Genomic DNA, 15,927 nt, shown 5'->3' on the forward strand with positions numbered 1-15,927 from the left:
TCCATCTATTACCGGTAACGGTCACACCAAGCATATTTCAGTTGCATCCCGCCCCCCATGTCTCAAGCTCTTTTTGCGCGCATGCCACTATCGCGCACGAATGACAGCCAGCGCGACCATCTCCCCGGCAGGCCATCGTTATCCGCAGATTCGCGCCAACAGTCGTCATAGGGCCACAGATCATCATGCGCTTTCGTGCTGCTGACCAAGCATCGCTGCGTCAGCAGCTCAACTCTTTCCACCAAGGTCAACTCCGAGGAGCACCCTGCATCTGCCGTTTTTACCGTCAGATCGTGCTTGCCGTCGACATTGTAAAATCGCGTGTCGTCCACGATATAGTCCCGGCGGAAAGACGTGCGCCATTGCGAATTGCCACCCCACCCATGCGACAGGTCGTTGACAGGTCGCCCCTTGCGTCGGTCAGCCCAGTACAGCGTCGATGCATCGGCGATACCTGGCTTGAAAACTGTCTTGCCGGCGCAGACATCCACGCCGCCACGCGAAAACAGCATGTTGCCAAGCATGACGCACGGCCATCTCCACGCCATGATCGCGGCAGGCGCACGCGCAGACTCAGCAGGCTTGAGTTCCACTATCTCAGGATAAAAAGGCGAAAATTGTGCCGGCCGTAGTACCGTCATCCCCAATGCCTCGACAAACGCCTCATACTCAGCGAGCGACAGCGGCGGTCCGGCCCAGCCTTCCCCATTGCCGCGCCCCTGTTGCAGGGGCAAGACCAGCACCTGGCATATGCGGCTGAACGCATGCAGTGCCCACAACTCCTCTTTGCTCGCCGGCGGAACAGGGTTTCCTTGCCTTTACGCAAATGAACGCAGCCAGGCCAACGCATGCGGATGATCGTGCAACCAGGGAATGAGCAGGTCTGCATACACGCCATCGCCTTCATAATCGAGCAAGGCATCGTGTAGCGCGCGGGCGCCATCGGACAAGTCAAGGATATCCCATTTTTCCTGGATCACGCTCTGGAACAATTGCTGTTTTATGCTGCATGTATCGCTTACCCCACCTGCAGCATCTTTTGCAGCACCGCATCAAGCTCATAAAAATCCACGGGCTTGGTCAGGTGCAAATCAAAGCCCGCATCGGACGCCATCTGGCGGTCCTTGTCCTGGCCCCAGCCCGTGACGGCCACGAGGATGGCGTGCTGGCCGCAGGGCTCGCTGCGCAGCAGCCGCGCCACGTCGTAGCCATTCATGTGCGGCAAGCCGATGTCGAGCAATATCACTTGCGGCATGAAGCTGTGCGCCGCCTCCATGCCGGCCGTGCCGTCGTAGGCCGTGCGCACTTCGTAGCCGAGGATATCGAGCGCCAGCGCCAGGCTTTCGGCCGCGTCGGCGCTGTCATCGATCACCAGCACCTTGCCTTCGCGCGTGCCGGCCAGCAAGCGACGGTTGGGCTCGGGCGGCGCCAGCAAAGGCACGGCGGGCAGCGGCAGGCGCAGTTCGAACGTGCTGCCCTGCCCCACGCCATCGCTATGCGCGCTGATGCTGCCGCCATGCAACTCGGCCAGGCCCCGCACGAGAGACAGGCCGATGCCCAGGCCGCCCTGGGCCCGCGACAGGGCCGGCTCCAGCTGCGAAAACAGCTCGAACACCTTGTCCAGGTGCCCGGGCGCGATGCCGATGCCCGAATCGCGCACGGTAATGTGTACTTCGTTAGCCGTGCAGGCCACCTCCAGCCCGATGACACCATTAGCGGGCGTATACTTGACGGCATTGGTCAGCAGGTTGGCGATCATCTGCCCCAGGCGCGTGGCATCGGCGTCGAGCCAGATAGGCTGCGGCCATTGCTCCACGAGCACCTTGTGGCCAGATTGCGCGGCCAGCTCCGCCACGCTGTGCAGGGCCGCTTCGACCACGGGCGCCAGTTCCACGCTGGCGCGGCGCAGTTCCAGACGGCCCTGCGTGATGCGCGACACTTCCATCAAATCGTCGACCAGGTGCGTCATGTGCCCCACTTGCCGGCCCAGCACGTCCCGCGCCCAGCACAGTTGCGGGTCGTCCAGCTGCGCCAGGCGCAGCACTTCCAGCACATTGCGCATGGGCGCCAGCGGGTTGCGCAGCTCGTGCGCCAGGGTGGCCAGGAACTCGTCCTTGCGCCGGTCGGCGGCCGCCAGCTGCTCGTTGAGCTCGCCGGCCTCCTTGCGCGCCAGCTGCAGCTGCTGTTCATATTTGCGCCGGTCACTGGCGACAAAGACGGCGATCTCGTCATAGCGCACGCCCTCGTGCACGCGGCGCACGGCGTTGAACAGCATGGGGATGGAATGCCCCTGGCGCTGGCGCATGTCGAGCAAGATTTCAGACACGCTGCCCTGCACCTGCATCAGGGGCAGCCAGTGCGTCTGGTGGAATACGCGCCCGCCGATGGTCAGCAAATCCTGTAATTTCTTTTTCCCGAGCAACTCCCCGGCGCCATAGCCGAGCCAGCCACAGAAGGTGGCGTTCGCCTGCACGATGGTGCCATCGGCCATGCACAGCAGCAAGCCGCAGGCCGCGTGCTGGAACAGGGTACCGGTATCAGGAAGGGAAGGCATCGTGTCGCGCATTACAGGTGCAGGCCATCGAGAAAATGACGGATGGTGCGGTAGCTGGCGTCGGGCACGCTCATGTGCGGACAATGGCCGACATTCTCGATCACGTGCAGGCTGCTGTGCGGCAGCATTTCACGCAAGTACTCGCCCACGGGCAGCGGCGCGATGAAATCGTCGCTGCATTGCACGATCAGGGCAGGTGTGCTGTTGTGCGGCAAGATGGCGCGGTGGTCGGACAAAAAAGTGGTTTGCGCGAAATGCCGGGCGATGGCCGGATCCGTGCGGCAAAAACTGTTCACCAGGTCTTGCCCCAGCGCCGGCTGGCCGGGCGCGCCCATGATGGCGGGCGCCATGCCGGCGGACCAGCCCAGGTAATTGCTCTCCATGGCATCGAGCAAGTCATCGATATCGGCACGGCTGAAGCCGCCCCGGTAGCCGGCCGCCGCATCGTCGACATAGCACGGCGACGGCGCCAGCATGACTTGCGCGGCGAACAGATCCGGCTCGGCGATCGTCGCCAGCAAGGCGCTCATGGCGCTGACCGAATGGCCGATGCAAATGACGGGGCCGCCGCCGACCGCATGGATGACTTGGCGCAAATCGGCCCCATGCGCGTCGAGCCGCGCATAGGTATCGAAATCATAGGCGGCCAGGTCCGAAGCGCCGCTGCCGACCAGGTCGAACAGCACGGTGCGGTAGCGCGCACGAAACAGCGGTTCCAGGTAGCGCCACATGGTTTGATCACAGCCAAAGCCGTGCATGAACACCATGGTAGCTGCCGCGCCCGCCTGCGGTGCACCGCTGCGTTCGCTAATGCGGACATTGTTCCTATCTTCTATGCGCATGCCGCTTCAGCCTTGAATATTTCCACATGGAATGTAAATTAACTTCTTGCTAGCATCTTAGCATGCGCTATTTAACATTGGGCAACACCATTGGCGCTGGACAAACGCTGCGCCACGGCGGATAATGAGAACGATTCCCATTATCAAAAATGTCAGGCCTGCACTCGGCCCATATTTGGCTTTTCCCTGTGCGCCCCGGTGGCGCCCGCTGGCGGCAACAAGCCGGTTTTATGTTGAAGGTTTGTACCGCATGCGCGCTTTCTGGACTGTCATACACCGCTGGGCCGGTCTTACCATCGCCCTCTTCCTCATCGTTGCCGGCCTCACGGGCGCCGTCACGTCGTGGGACCATGAACTGGATGAATGGCTCAACGCCGACATCATGGACACGCCGGGCCGCGGCCCCCTGCAGCAACCATTTGCGCTGGCGCAAAAAGTCGCTGCCGCCGATCCGCGCGTGGAAGTCAATTACATGACCCTGGGCCTGGAAGAAGGCCACGCGGCCGCCTTCATGGTGCGCCCGCTAACCGATCCGACGACGAACAAGCCGTTCGTGCTCGACTACAACACCGTCTACATCGACCCCGTGACGGCGCAGATCACGGGCACGCGCGATTCGACGGCCATTTCGCTGTCGCGCCGCAGCCTGATGCCGTTCTTGCGCCATCTGCACTACAGCCTGCACGTGCCCGCCTTCTGGGGCACGGACCGCTGGGGCTATTGGCTGATGGGGAGCGTCGCCCTGATCTGGCTGCTCGACAGCATGGTGGCGTTCTACCTGACCACGCCGCGCCGCTTGCGCCCGCGCGCGCAAGACGAAACTCCGCGCCACCGCGACGCCGCCAGCTGGTGGCAACGGTGGAAACCGTCGTGGGTGGTGCGCTGGGCGGCTGGCGGCTACAAGCTCAATTTCGATCTGCACCGGGCGGGCGGCCTGTGGGTGTGGATAATCATTATTGTCGTCGCATTTACATCGTTCTCGCTGAACCTGTACCGTGAAGTGTTTTATCCCGTCATGTCGCTGGTCTCCACCACCACGCCGGGGCCGTACGAAACGCAGACGCCGGCGCCCTACGGCACGTATATCACGCCCGTGATCGGTTTCGAGCAGGCGGTGGAGATCGCCAAAAAGCAGGCCGCGCAGCGCGGCATCACCTCGCCCATCGGCGGCATTTATTATGGCGGCAACTATTCGTTCTACAACGTCTCCTTCTTCGACCCCGCCGACGAATTCGGCGCGGCCGGCATGGGCCTGTCGAACCTGTACGTAGACGGCATGGATGGCAGCATCATCGGCCAGCACAAGCCGTGGGAAGGTACGGCCGCCGACGTCTTCGTGCAACTGCAGTTCCCCCTGCATTCGGGCCGCATCCTCGGCTTGCCCGGGCGCATCATGATGTCCTTCATGGGCGTGATGGTGGCCATGCTTTCCGTGACGGGCATCGTCATCTGGGAGAGGAAACGGCGCGCGCGCCGGCTGCAGGCGAGGAGCCGTTGACAGTCACCTGAAGCCGCGACTCCATAACGGCGCAGGCGGACTCATCCAGCCTGCGCCGCACGCGCGCAACGCGCAACGCGTAACGCCTTCGCACCTCCGCACTTTGCTCCACAGTAGCCGGCACATGCCGGCTGTCTGCGCTGCGCGCTTTCCGTGCGCCAGCCAGGCAACGTCCCCTTCCTTGCTTCCATCGCCCTTAAATGCAGTTTACTTGCAATAGCATTACGCGCAAGTTATTATTGCAACTCAATTGCATTTACCATTTGCACGGCGCCTGCGTCCAGCGCCAGCCCCACCTTCCGCCTTTTTTAGAGAGTCATATGCGCCATCACGTACTTGCAGCCGCCATCCTGTCCAGTATCCAGAACGCTTACGCGGCAGAGGACGTTACCTTGCAGACCATCAAGGTCCGGGCAGACCGGCCTTCCACCATCGACAGCGTCGTCCTCGTCGAGAATACGCAAGCCCAGAACCGGACCCTGGGCGGCATGCTCGAACATGTCTCGGGCGTGCAAAGCAGCGCCTTCGGGCCGAATGCGGGCGCGCCGGTGATACGCAGCCTGAGCGGCAGCCGCGTGCAGATCCTCGAGGATGGCCAGTCCATCCTCGGCATGAATGCGCTCAGCGGCGACATCAACATCCCGTTCGATCCGCTGTTTGCGCGCAGCGCGACCGTCAACAAATCGTCGGACGCCGTGCGTTTCGGCGGCAATGCGATTGGCGGCAGCGTCGACGTGGATTCCGGCCTCATTTCCAGGAAGATGGAAAGCAAGGAAAAGGACCTGGAATTTGTCCTGCGCAAGGGTTTCAACGATGCCAATGCCCAGGGCTTGCGCATGAACTTCAACGATGGCAAGCACTTCTCGACGAATCTGCAACTGTCCTTCCAGAAGATCGGGCATTACGATATTCCCGGCAACAGCAAGGCCAGCGTGTGCAACAGCCAGCTGTTTCCCTTGAAGGGCGGCGTGAATACCTTCCTGGCCGACAGTTGCCAGAAGGAAGCGCGCATTCAGCAAATCTACAACAAGGCTTCAGAACCGTTTATCGACCAGTTCATGACGGAAAATCCGGACTGGGCAGATGGAGACTTTTCCTTCTATACCAATCAGCCGACGTCCGTCTGGCAGCGCAAGACCTACGTCAATCCGGCCAACCCCGCTTACGTGCCCGGTACGCCGTCGACGACCCAGAACAAGATCAACAAGGACGTGACCCCCGACTACCACGGCACCCTGGGCAACAGCTATGCCAGCAATTCCCACTTTGCCGTCGGCAGCACCTACTTTTTCAACCGTGGCTACGTGGCCGTCAGCATCGATACCAAGAATAGCGAGTATGGCGTGCCGGGTTTTTCCATGGAAAACAAGTCTTTCGGCGCGAACTATGACGAAGGACTGCCCGTAGGCGTGGTGATACAGCAAGATAAATATGCGCTGGAAGCCAATCTGCTCGACCCCGTCGCGTACATTGAAAGCGCGCAACTACGCGTGTCCCGCCTGAACAATGCCTCGGGAGAACGCCTCGGTGCGGCCAAGGCGAATGACTACCAGTTCGACACCAATCAGGCCGAGCTCCTGCTGGCGCACCGGCGCGCAGGCCCCTTGAGCGGCTTGCTTGGCCTCAGCCATAAAGCCAGGGATATCGCCGGCAGCGGCCCGCAGCTTTACCTGCCCGATGCGAGCACGGCCAGCCGCGCGCTGTTCGTCAAGGAAAGCCTCGATGTCGACTGGGCCACCTTCGACGCGGGCTTCCGCCATGAAAGAGTGGACCACGAGCTCCGCAAGAGCGGATTCAAGACATCGAGGAATGCAAAAAATGCCAAACTCGAGGACAGGTCGTTCAGCCTGAACAGCTATAGCCTGGGGGCCTCGGCCAAGCTGGGCCAGCTGTTCGGCGCGAAGCTGCGCTATGCCTCTTCGGAAAGAGCACCCGACGTCAATGAGTTGTATGCAAGCAACCGTCACTATTCGATCATGACCCAGGAAGAAGGCAACCAGGACTTGAAGGCGGAGCGCGCTCGAAGTACCGAACTCACTGCCCTGTTCGGCAATCGCGGCTTTGCCATGTCGGCAACGGGCTATGTCATGAAGTACGAGAACTATCTCTACCTTGGCCACTCGGGAGCCCAGATGGCCAATCGCCTGCCTTTGAAATATTGGAAGCAGACCGATACGACGGTCAAGGGATTCGAGATCGACGCCTCCCAGGTCATACAGCTTGGCAGCTACGGAAAACTGAACCTGTCCGCATTTGCCGACCTGGTCAAGAACAAGGCGGACAACCCCGACAAGCTGCGCGCGCACAACGATGGCGCGTATCTGTCCAACATGCCCACCAACCGCTATGGCGCGAATCTGCTGTGGGAAAACATGGGGTGGAAGGCCAGGCTGTCCGGCACCCGGTATGACAAGCAAAAGTACCTGGGCAAGAGCGTCAGCGAGGAAGTGCCGCTCGACGGCTACACCATGGTGAACTTCCAGGTGAGCCGCGCGCTGCAGGTGCCGAACTCGCCGTTTGCAGGCATCGACGTGTTCATCAGCGGCACCAATCTGCTCGATGACGATGCCCGGCCGCACAATTCTCCACTGAAATACATCGCGCCCTTGCCGGGCCGTGGATTCCAGATTGGATTGAGCGCCAGGCTTTAAGGCACGGCGCCGTTGCGCTCCCGCTGTACCAGCGCCAGCAGGCTGTCGCCCCGGTTGCCGTCGCAGCAGATGGCCACGCCGTCCGTGAAGTCGGGCGCCGTCAGCCGCGTAAGGACGCTGCCGGGCGGCATTTCCAGCGCCAGCCGGGCACCCCGCTCCCACGCCAGGCGCACGGTACTGCTCCACTGTACGCGCTGGGCCATGTTTGCCGCCAGGCTGTCGCGGATGCGGGCCGGGTCGAACAGCGCGCGCGCCGCGCTGCTGCTCAGATAGACGAGCGATGGCCGGCGCAGGGCCACGCCCTCGAAGGCGGCGGCCATGTCGCCCGCGGCGGCCTCCATCAACGGGCAATGCGACGGCACGCCGACGGCCAAGCGCTTGGCCTTGCTGGCGCCGTGCGCCAGGGCCAGCGCCATCACGGCTTGCAAGGCGGCTTCGCTGCCGGCAATGGCGATCTGGCGCGGCGCATTCAGGTTGGCGACATACACGGGCGTAGCGGCGCCGTGCACCTCGGCCAGCACGGGTTCGAGTTGCGCCAGATCAAGCCCGATGATGGCCGCCATGCCGTAGCCGTTGGGATATGCCTGCTCCATCAGCTCCCCGCGCCGCGCCACGAGGCGCAAGGCATCCGCATAATCGAGCGCGCCGGCGACGACGGCCGCCGCATACTCGCCGATGGAAAAACCGGCCAGCATGTCAGGCCGCGCGCCGCGCGCCGCCAGGGAACGCGCCATGGCCACGCCCGCGATCAGCAAACACAGTTGCACCGCCCGCGTCGACGCCAGCGCGACAACCGTGTCCAGCGCCAGGGAATCGTGGCCCAGCACGTCCGCCGCTTCGGCCAAAGCCCCAGCCACAGCCAGGTCGTCGGGGAGCGCATGCAGCATGCCCGGATACTGGGCGCCCTGGCCGGGAAAGGTAAATAGCACGCTCATGCCATCTCCCATGGCGTGGCCGTCAGCACGGGACCGTGATCCGTTTTCAGCAAGACCTTGCCCCGGCCCGCCGCCCACTCGGCATACGCAAAGCCGCCATGGCCCGTGTCGATCTGCAGATCCAGCCGGCACGCCGTGACAGTCGCCGCGATGGCGCGCAAGGCGCCGGCCTGCGCGGCGTCCGGCGGCGCGGCGATGCGCAGCACGAGATCGAGGTCGCTGTCGGCGCGCAGCACGGGCAAGCTGCTCGCCAGGGCGAATCCCACGCCGCCCGTTGGCCCCCAGGCCCAGCCCGTGGCGTCGAGCAGCGGCGCCACTTCCCGCAGCGCATCGAGCGCAGTACAGTCAAAACCGGACGACGGGGTGTGCGCCAGCCGCGCCAGCATTTCCGGCGTGACGCTACGCACGACGTCGGCCGCGTCCACTTCGCACGCATGCCGCTCGCTGCGCAGCATACCGCGCATGCCCACGGGAATGCGCCCGGGCGCCGTGCTGGCGCGCCGCACCACCAGCGGCGCGGCCCGCAGCCAGGCCGCGTCCAGCCAGGCGGGCAAGGATGCGCCTTCCGGCACGCCGTCCAGCCACAGCAAATCATGCGCGCGCCAGGCTTCCATCAGGCCACCACCGCCTTGACGGCAAAGAACAGCAAGGACGGTCCCAGCAAGCAGCCCAGGCCCGTGTGAAACGTGGCCACCAGCGCGCCATACGGCACCAGCTTGCGGTCCGTGGCGGCCAGGCCGGCCGACACGCCGCTGACGGTGCCGGCCAGGCCGCCGAACACCATCGCCGAGCGCGGCGTTTTCAGGCGCAAAAAGCGCGCCGCGGCGGGCGTGCCCACCATCACCAGGATGGCCTTGATCAGGCCCGCCGCAATGCTCAATGCCATGACGTCGGAACTGGCGCCGATGGCCGCGCCCGTGACGGGGCCGACGATGTACGTGACAGCGCCGGCGCCGATGGTGGTCATGCTGACGGCGTCCGAATAGCCAAAGGCATAGGCGACACCGGCGCCAACGAGGAAGGGCAGCACCACGCCCAGCACCAGCGCCACCAAGCCGATCAGGCCAGCCTTGCGCGCTTCCGTCGCCTGCACTTCGAAGGCCGTGGCGACGATGGCAAAGTCGCGCAGCATGGCGCCACCCATCAGGCCGATGCCGCCGAACAGCGACAAATCGGCCAGGCCCTTGTGGCCGCCGCTATGCACGCCGCCCCAGTAAGCGAGGCCCAGGCCGATCACGATGGCGATGGCCGAGCCGTGCACGCGGCCGAAGGTCAGGTACTTCGACAGGGCGATCGACAGCAGCATGATCAGGCCGACAAAGGCGAAGGCCGTCACCAGGCCATTGTGGATGGCGGCTTTTTCAAAGATTTCAAGCATGACGGTGCTCCTTCATCAACATGGAGTCGGCTTGCACGCGGTCGACTTCAGCAGCAGCGATGGCGGCAGGGCTTTCCGAACGGTTAATCAGCGAAATCACGGCGCCGCAAACGAGCACGGAACCGATGGCGGCCAGCACGGCCACCGGCCCGCCGCGCAGGGCCGCCACCACATCCTGCTGCGCCGCCATGGCCACCACCACGGGAATATACATGGCGCCCCAGTATTCGACGCCCCGCTCCGTCATCTGCGGCAGCCATGCGCGGCGCTGCATGTAAAGCCGGGCGCAGATCAACAGCAGCATGGCGATGCCCACGCCGCCCACGTTGGTCTTGACGCCCATCAGCTGCCCGAGCAGGTCGCCCAGGAAGATGCCGAGCAAATGGCACAGTGCCAGCAATGCGGTTCCGTAAATGATCATGATTGTCTCCGTTATAGGAATAGGAATGACTTGGTGTCTTCTCTGTTGTTTCACCTACCACTGCTGCTGCAATACCTCCCTGACTCTTGCCGATGCCTGGCGGTGCGGCGCGCCCAGGCGGCTGGAAAGATCCCGCTGCGGGTCGGCGCGGATATCGCAGAGAGCCGCCTGCAGGCAGGCGTCGACGGCGGCCGTATCCTGCGCCGACGGATCATCGGGCTGCGCCACCAGCAATGTTTGCCACAGCAGTCCCAGGCTGGCGTAGTTCCTGATGTCGTAGGCCATCGGCGCGATGGTCGCGGCCAGCGCTTCGAGCGCTGCCACGGTGCGCAGGGTGATGCGCGCCGCCGACGCCTTGCCCATCGCGTGCACCATCACTTGCGGATCGTCGAGCGCGATCAGGCGGTTGGCCTGGTAGCCGTGGGCGAGGAAGGCGCCCGACATGGCCTTGCCGACGATCAGGCCGATCACGGGATGGCCCGCCAGGCGCGCCTCGGCGTAAGCCCCCGCCGCGCCGGCCAGCGCCTGGTGGATGCCGTACGCTTCCTCGCGCCGGCCATAGGCCTGACTGGCCACGTCGATGACGGCGACGATGGGCCGTTTCACGGCCAGCGCGCGGTCCTCATCAACAACCTGCTGCACGGCGCGCGCCAGCTGCCACGCCTCGGCCAGGCCGATTTCTCCCGTGCGGGCACGCGCAAAACGGTTGTCCGGGTCGGGCAGCACGGCGAGGTAGCGCGCCGGCGCGCCCGCCAGCGGCGCGTCGACCACGCGCACGGAAAGCGGGTAGCCGTCCAGCGGCGCAGCGTTGTTCGTGAGTGCCGCCAGCCAGACGGCGCCGCGGCTCGTATCGGTGATGGCGTTCATGCTGCTGCTCCTTTGCTGTAGATCAAACGCACGGCTTCCGGCGTGGCTTGCGGGCCAGCGTCGACTTGCGCCAGGCGGGCCAGGAAGACGTCGGCCTGGTCGCTGCGGTGCTGCACCGGCACGCCGCGTGCGAACAATGCGGCCACGGTGGCGCGCATCTGCGCCGTGTCGTCTTCCACATAGGCGTCGGCCAGGCCGCTGTGGAAGCGCTGCTCGCCGCCCGTCAAGCTCCAGATGAAGGGCTTGTTGCGCGAGTCGAATTCGTCCACGCCCGCCTCCTGCTCGATCACGGCCGGACCGTTGAGACCCAGGCGCGCCTCGCGCGTGACGACCAGATAGCTGCACAAGCCCGCCGCGATCGACATGCCGCCGTAGCAGCCCACGGTGCCGGCACTAATCCCGATCACGGGCTGGTAGCGGCGCAGGTCGACGATGGCGGCATGGATGTCGGCAATCGCAGCGAGACCCAGGTTGGCTTCCTGCAGGCGCACGCCGCCCGTCTCGAACAGGATCACGGCGCGCGTCGGCACGCCATTGCGGTTGTCGCGCGCCGCCAGTTCCAGCGCGCCGGCGATCTTTGCGCCGCCCACCTCGCCCATGCTGCCGCCCTGGTAGGCGCCTTCGATGGCCAGCACCACGGCCGGCTGGCCGTCGAACAGGCCCTTGGCCACCACCACGCCGTCGTCCGCCTGCGCCGTGACGCCTTGCTGCGGCAGCCAGGGCGAAGCCATGCCGCAGAACGGGTCGAGCAGTTCGCGCATGCTGCCAGAGTCCAGCAAGGCCCTGGCCCGGCTGCGCGCACCCCGTTCGATGAAGCTGTCGCGCTCCAGCAGTTGTTGCAATGTGCTCATGCCGCCCTCCCCGCTTGCAATTCTTCGTAAGCCTGCTCGATGCGCATGCGCACCACGCCCGGCGTGGCGCCGCAATCGTTGATGACGATGACCGCCGCCGGCAGCGGCTCGCCGCCGAAGACGCGCAGCAACAGCGCATCCCACACGGCACCCTTGCCGTCGACGGAGGTGTTGACGACGATGCGGGTCACGCCATCGTCGCCAGGCTGCAGCAACACTTCCAGGTCGCCCGAACCGACGACGCCGGCCAGGGCCCGCCCTGCCGCCGGCCGTCCTGCCGGGAATGTATACTCACGCGTTTCCATGCGCTTCTCCTTCTGTCAATCGGTCGAGGAACAGGGTCGCCGCCAGCAAGTCGGCCGCGCCGCCCGGCGACACGCCGCGATCCAGCGCCACCGCTTCCAGCGCCAGCAGCGCCTCGGTACCGGCGGCAGTGGCCGCGCCGCCGGCGGCCAGCACCCGCGCCGCTCCCGATTGCAGTGCCAGCAAGGCCGGCTCGCCGCCGCGCGACAGCACGCAGGTGTCGTCCAGCTGGCCGAGAATGGCCAGCAAGGCGTTCAGCCGCGCCGTCGTTTCATTGTCGCCGCGCAGCCGCGAGGCGTGCAAGGCGGGCAACCCGGCGCCCGTCACCAGGGGAAAACCGGCGCGGGCCTGGCCTCGAGCGCCATCGACCCGATACTGGCGGCATGCCAGCTCGCCCTTGTTGCCGGTAACGCCAGGCGCGCCGCGGTCATGCAAACGGGCCAGCGCGCCGGCCCGCGCCGCCACGGCCTGCGGTGCCAGCGATGCGCCCCTAGCCCCCTGCTGCGCCGCCGCCGTCACCAAGAGGCCCAGCGCCCAGATGGCGCCCCTGTGCGTGTTCACGCCGCCCGTGGCTGCCAGCATCAGCGCCTCGCCATCGCGGCCGATGGCGCCGATGCGCTCGCGCAGCAGGTCGTCGTCTTCACTCTGTGCGCCAGCGTCGGCCATGGCTTGAAACACGGGCTCCAGCACGCAGGCCGAATGGCACATCAGGGCCCAGTTCAGGTCCGCATGGGCGCCACGGCTGCGCAAATCGACGAGGCCCGGTTTCGGCGTCAGGGTCACTTCATCGAGCAGCGCCTGCAGCACCTGCCGCGCCAGCGCCGCAGGGAGTACCTGCACCGGCACTGTCGTCGTCATTGTGGTCATCATTGTCATCATTACCAGCTCCTGAATTTGGCGGGTGGTTGATACAGTCCGTCGGACCATTCGACCAGGTCGGCGATGCTTTTTGCGGCCAGCAGCGAGCGGCTGGCTGCGCCGCGCTGCACGCCGATATCCTCGGGCAGCGCGATCAAACCGTCGGCGCGCAGTTTGGCCGTCGTCTTCGGGTCGTGGCGCAGGCCGATGGGCGTCACGCCGGCCACGGCCGCCAGCATGGCCTTGCGCTCGTCGAGCGAACGGGCCTTGTACAGGTAGGCGATGCCCTCTTCCGTCAGCACGTGGGTGACGTCGTCGCCATAGATCATCACGGGCGCCAGCGGCATCCCGCTGGCCTGGCCCACGGCCACGGCGTCGAGCGATTCGACGATGGTCGGCTGGCCGCCGTCCTGGAACGTTTCGACCATCTGCACCACCAGCTTCTTGCCGCGCGCGAGAGGATCGTCCGTCTCGATCAGGTCCAGCCAGGCCGGCGTCGGGTGGCGCCGGCCATGCGGATCGTGGCCCATATTGGGCGCGCCGCCGAAGCCGGCCAGGCGGCCATTCGTCACGGTCGACGAATTGCCCAGACCATCCATCTGCAGGGTGGCGCCGATGAACAGGTCGACCGCGTACTGGCCGGCCAGCTGGCACAGGGCGCGGTTCGAGCGCATCGAGCCGTCGCGGCCCGTGAAAAACACGTCGGGCCGCGCGGCCGCATAGCCTTCCATGCCCAGCTCCGCGCCGAAACAGTGCACGCTCTCGACCCAGCCCGTCTCGATGGCCGGGATCAGGGTCGGATGGGGGTTGAGCACCCAGTTGCGGCAAATCTTGCCCTTCAAGCCCAGCTGCTCACCATACGTGGGCAAGATCAGCTCGATGGCGGCCGTATTGAAGCCGATGCCGTGATTGAGCGACTGCACCTGGTGTTTTTCATACACGCCGCGGATCGCCATCATGGCCATCAGCACGTGCACGGGCTTGATCACGCGCGGGTCGCGGGTAAACAGGGGCTCGATGAAAAACGGCTTGTCGGACTGCACCACGAAATCGATCCACGAGCCGGGCACGTCGACCCGCGGCAAGTCGCTGACATCGTCGACGATCTGGTTGACCTGGGCGATGACGATGCCGTCGCGGAAGGCGGCCGATTCCACCAGGGTGGGCGTGTCTTCCGTGCTGGGGCCTGTGTACAGATTGCCCTGGCGGTCGGCCATGTAGCCGGCCACCATGACGACGTTGGGCGTCAGGTCGACGAACAGGCGCGCATACAGCTCGATGTAGGTGTGGATGGCGCCCACTTCCAGCAAGCCATCCTGCAGGAACTGGGCGATGCGCAGGCTTTGCGTGCCGGCAAACGAGAAATCGAGCTTGCGGGCGATGCCCCGCTCGAACAAGTCCAGATGCTCGGGCAGGCTGACGCTGGGCATGATCAGGTGCAGATGGTGGATCTTGTCGGGATTGACCTGGGTCAGCATGCGGGCGAGGAAATCGGCCTGCTTCTGGTTGTTGCCTTCGAGGACGACGCGGTCGCCCGGCGCGAGCAGCGCTTCGAGCACGGCGACCATGTCGCCCTGTTGCAGCACGGGGCCGCTCGCGTACTGGCGCACGGCCTCCAGGCGGCGGCGCTTCTCGGTGCGCCGCGTGTCCCATTGTTTTTGCCGCTGCCCTGGCGCTGCTGTGGCGGTTGACATCTTGCCTCCGGAATGAGCTATCGAACCCCGACGATAGAACGAAAGCGTCACCGCGACAATCAACCTGCTACCATGTTCATTACCCTGAAGTTAATGAACTCACGATAATCACGGTGATCATGGCCATCAATGAAGAAATTACCCTGAAAAAGCTGGAAGTGTTTCTCAGCTTCATGGAATTGAACAACCTGGCCCGCGTGGCCGATGCGCTGGGCCAGAGCACGGTCAGCGTGCACCGCGCCCTGCATTCGCTGGAAGACGGCTTGCGCTGTCCCCTGTTCAAGCGCGAGGGCCGCAGCCTGATCCCGCTGCATGCGGCCTACACCTTTGCCGAATCGGCGCGGCGCGCGCTGGCAGAGTGCGAGGAAGGCGTGCGCAAGGTGCGCGAAATGTCGGGCATCAATCCCGTGCGCCTGAAGATCGGCTCCCTCTATTCATTGACCCTGCACTGCATCCCGCAACTGGTGATCGCCCTGAAGCTGCGCCGGCCGGGCCTGGACATCGACCTGACCCTGGGGTCGAACCGCGAACTGCTGCAAAGCCTGGCCGACGGCAGGCTGGACGCCATCATCGTCGGCGTGCAGGAAGACGAACAGCATGCCGGGCTGGTGGCCGTGCCCCTGTTCCAGGACGACATCTTCCTGGCCGCGCCGCTGGCCTCGCCCTATGCGGGCGCCGCCTCGGTGGACTTGCAGGCGCTGCGCGACGACAAATTCGTCACGCTCAACGAGGGTTTCGTGACCTCGCAAAGCTTCAACCACGCATTCGAGCTGGCGGGATTCGTGCCCGACACGGCCATGCGCGTGGGCGACATCTTCTCGCTGATCAACCTGGTGAGCGGCGGCATCGGCTATAGCCTGCTGCCCGGCCGCGTGCGCGCCTTCAGCTCGCGCATCGAACTGATTCCGCTGGACGCCCGCTACGGCTCGCACCAGCAAATCACCCTGCTGATGCTGAGCAGCCGCGAGCGCGACCCGAACTTGCTGGCGCTGGCGGCGGAGTGCAGGTTGTATGGGCGGCGCGAGCCTGCTGGCGCGTGATTACCCCGAGCAGTGAAAAAGCTGGGGTCGGACCC

Annotated in this window: 16 protein-coding genes; 3 read left to right on the forward strand and 13 right to left on the reverse strand. The window is 64.9% G+C overall.

Translation table 11 applies throughout. From position 1 onward, the window contains the following. Nucleotides 1–62: 62 nt before the first annotated feature. From IGS58_RS14050 to IGS58_RS14065, 4 genes are all read right to left on the reverse strand, one after another. The gene (locus IGS58_RS14050) at nt 63–734 is read right to left on the reverse strand and encodes a hypothetical protein (protein WP_230521765.1); all 672 of its coding nucleotides are present in this window, start codon (nt 732–734) and stop codon (nt 63–65) included. 84 nt (nt 735–818) lie between these two features. Further along, nucleotides 819–992: a hypothetical protein gene (locus tag IGS58_RS14055; protein WP_230521766.1), complete on the reverse strand. Its 174-nt coding sequence runs from the start codon at nt 990–992 to the stop codon at nt 819–821. A 26-nt stretch (nt 993–1,018) separates the two neighbouring features. Further along, nucleotides 1,019–2,554 (reverse strand): hybrid sensor histidine kinase/response regulator, encoded by a 1,536-nt coding sequence (locus IGS58_RS14060; protein ID WP_230521767.1) that lies wholly within the window; start codon nt 2,552–2,554, stop codon nt 1,019–1,021. Nucleotides 2,555–2,565: 11 nt separating this feature from the next. Beyond that, the gene (locus tag IGS58_RS14065) at nt 2,566–3,396 is read right to left on the reverse strand and encodes an alpha/beta fold hydrolase (RefSeq protein WP_230521768.1); all 831 of its coding nucleotides are present in this window, start codon (nt 3,394–3,396) and stop codon (nt 2,566–2,568) included. A gap of 250 nt (nt 3,397–3,646) precedes the next feature. Here IGS58_RS14065 and IGS58_RS14070 point away from each other — a divergent pair, with 250 nt between their 5' ends. Continuing rightward, complete coding sequence (locus IGS58_RS14070; RefSeq protein WP_230521769.1) at nt 3,647–4,894, forward strand: PepSY-associated TM helix domain-containing protein; 1,248 nt, start codon at nt 3,647–3,649, stop codon at nt 4,892–4,894. Between the two features lie 320 nt (nt 4,895–5,214). Next, nucleotides 5,215–7,545 carry a TonB-dependent receptor gene (locus tag IGS58_RS14075; RefSeq protein WP_230521770.1) on the forward strand — a complete coding sequence of 777 codons (2,331 nt, stop codon included), beginning with the start codon at nt 5,215–5,217 and terminating at the stop codon, nt 7,543–7,545. On the opposite strand, the gene mdcH is transcribed toward IGS58_RS14075, so the two are convergent. Genes mdcH through mdcA form a run of 9 tightly spaced genes read right to left on the reverse strand, consistent with a single transcriptional unit; the run spans nt 7,542 to nt 14,852 of the window. Continuing rightward, nucleotides 7,542–8,480, reverse strand: coding sequence for a malonate decarboxylase subunit epsilon (gene mdcH, locus IGS58_RS14080; protein ID WP_230521771.1), 939 nt, complete (start codon nt 8,478–8,480; stop codon nt 7,542–7,544). The genes IGS58_RS14075 and mdcH overlap by 4 nt on opposite strands. Continuing rightward, nucleotides 8,477–9,094: a malonate decarboxylase holo-ACP synthase gene (locus IGS58_RS14085; RefSeq protein ID WP_230521772.1), complete on the reverse strand. Its 618-nt coding sequence runs from the start codon at nt 9,092–9,094 to the stop codon at nt 8,477–8,479. Before IGS58_RS14085 ends, mdcH begins: the two co-directional genes overlap by 4 nt. Then, nucleotides 9,094–9,858: a malonate transporter subunit MadM gene (gene madM, locus IGS58_RS14090; RefSeq protein ID WP_034781494.1), complete on the reverse strand. Its 765-nt coding sequence runs from the start codon at nt 9,856–9,858 to the stop codon at nt 9,094–9,096. Before madM ends, IGS58_RS14085 begins: the two co-directional genes overlap by 1 nt. After that, entirely contained in the window at nt 9,851–10,279 is a 429-nt protein-coding gene (madL, locus tag IGS58_RS14095; RefSeq protein WP_230521773.1) for a malonate transporter subunit MadL, read from the reverse strand. The genes madM and madL overlap by 8 nt, the downstream gene beginning before the upstream one ends. 54 nt (nt 10,280–10,333) lie before the next feature. Further along, nucleotides 10,334–11,146: a biotin-independent malonate decarboxylase subunit gamma gene (mdcE, locus tag IGS58_RS14100; protein WP_230521774.1), complete on the reverse strand. Its 813-nt coding sequence runs from the start codon at nt 11,144–11,146 to the stop codon at nt 10,334–10,336. Continuing rightward, on the reverse strand, nt 11,143–11,997 hold the full coding sequence (locus IGS58_RS14105; RefSeq protein ID WP_230521775.1) for a biotin-independent malonate decarboxylase subunit beta: 855 nt from the start codon (nt 11,995–11,997) through the stop codon (nt 11,143–11,145). The genes mdcE and IGS58_RS14105 overlap by 4 nt, the downstream gene beginning before the upstream one ends. After that, entirely contained in the window at nt 11,994–12,302 is a 309-nt protein-coding gene (locus IGS58_RS14110) for a malonate decarboxylase subunit delta (RefSeq protein ID WP_230521776.1), read from the reverse strand. The genes IGS58_RS14105 and IGS58_RS14110 overlap by 4 nt, the downstream gene beginning before the upstream one ends. Further along, complete coding sequence (locus tag IGS58_RS14115) at nt 12,289–13,179, reverse strand: triphosphoribosyl-dephospho-CoA synthase (RefSeq protein ID WP_442908364.1); 891 nt, start codon at nt 13,177–13,179, stop codon at nt 12,289–12,291. Before IGS58_RS14115 ends, IGS58_RS14110 begins: the two co-directional genes overlap by 14 nt. Further along, entirely contained in the window at nt 13,179–14,852 is a 1,674-nt protein-coding gene (gene mdcA / locus IGS58_RS14120) for a malonate decarboxylase subunit alpha (RefSeq protein ID WP_092604754.1), read from the reverse strand. The genes IGS58_RS14115 and mdcA overlap by 1 nt, the downstream gene beginning before the upstream one ends. A 119-nt stretch (nt 14,853–14,971) precedes the next feature. Between mdcA and IGS58_RS14125 the strand changes: the two genes are divergently transcribed. Beyond that, a complete protein-coding gene (locus IGS58_RS14125; RefSeq protein ID WP_070256268.1) occupies nt 14,972–15,892 on the forward strand; it encodes a LysR family transcriptional regulator in 921 nt (306 codons plus the stop codon). Nucleotides 15,893–15,927 lie beyond the last annotated feature (35 nt).

Source organism: Janthinobacterium sp. EB271-G4-7A, assembly GCF_020858075.1.
Taxonomy (GTDB): Bacteria; Pseudomonadota; Gammaproteobacteria; order Burkholderiales; family Burkholderiaceae_D; genus Janthinobacterium; species Janthinobacterium lividum.

Coding starts and splice junctions, on each gene's coding strand:
- IGS58_RS14060 (WP_230521767.1), bottom strand. CDS start 2,554: ATGCCTTCCCTTCCTGATACCGGTACCCTGTTCCAGCACGCGGCCTGC.
- IGS58_RS14065 (WP_230521768.1), bottom strand. CDS start 3,396: ATGCGCATAGAAGATAGGAACAATGTCCGCATTAGCGAACGCAGCGGT.
- IGS58_RS14070 (WP_230521769.1), top strand. CDS start 3,647: ATGCGCGCTTTCTGGACTGTCATACACCGCTGGGCCGGTCTTACCATC.
- IGS58_RS14075 (WP_230521770.1), top strand. CDS start 5,215: ATGCGCCATCACGTACTTGCAGCCGCCATCCTGTCCAGTATCCAGAAC.
- mdcH (WP_230521771.1), bottom strand. CDS start 8,480: ATGAGCGTGCTATTTACCTTTCCCGGCCAGGGCGCCCAGTATCCGGGC.
- IGS58_RS14085 (WP_230521772.1), bottom strand. CDS start 9,094: ATGGAAGCCTGGCGCGCGCATGATTTGCTGTGGCTGGACGGCGTGCCG.
- madM (WP_034781494.1), bottom strand. CDS start 9,858: ATGCTTGAAATCTTTGAAAAAGCCGCCATCCACAATGGCCTGGTGACG.
- madL (WP_230521773.1), bottom strand. CDS start 10,279: ATGATCATTTACGGAACCGCATTGCTGGCACTGTGCCATTTGCTCGGC.
- mdcE (WP_230521774.1), bottom strand. CDS start 11,146: ATGAACGCCATCACCGATACGAGCCGCGGCGCCGTCTGGCTGGCGGCA.
- IGS58_RS14105 (WP_230521775.1), bottom strand. CDS start 11,997: ATGAGCACATTGCAACAACTGCTGGAGCGCGACAGCTTCATCGAACGG.
- IGS58_RS14110 (WP_230521776.1), bottom strand. CDS start 12,302: ATGGAAACGCGTGAGTATACATTCCCGGCAGGACGGCCGGCGGCAGGG.
- IGS58_RS14115 (WP_442908364.1), bottom strand. CDS start 13,179: ATGATGACAATGATGACCACAATGACGACGACAGTGCCGGTGCAGGTA.
- mdcA (WP_092604754.1), bottom strand. CDS start 14,852: ATGTCAACCGCCACAGCAGCGCCAGGGCAGCGGCAAAAACAATGGGAC.
- IGS58_RS14125 (WP_070256268.1), top strand. CDS start 14,972: ATGGCCATCAATGAAGAAATTACCCTGAAAAAGCTGGAAGTGTTTCTC.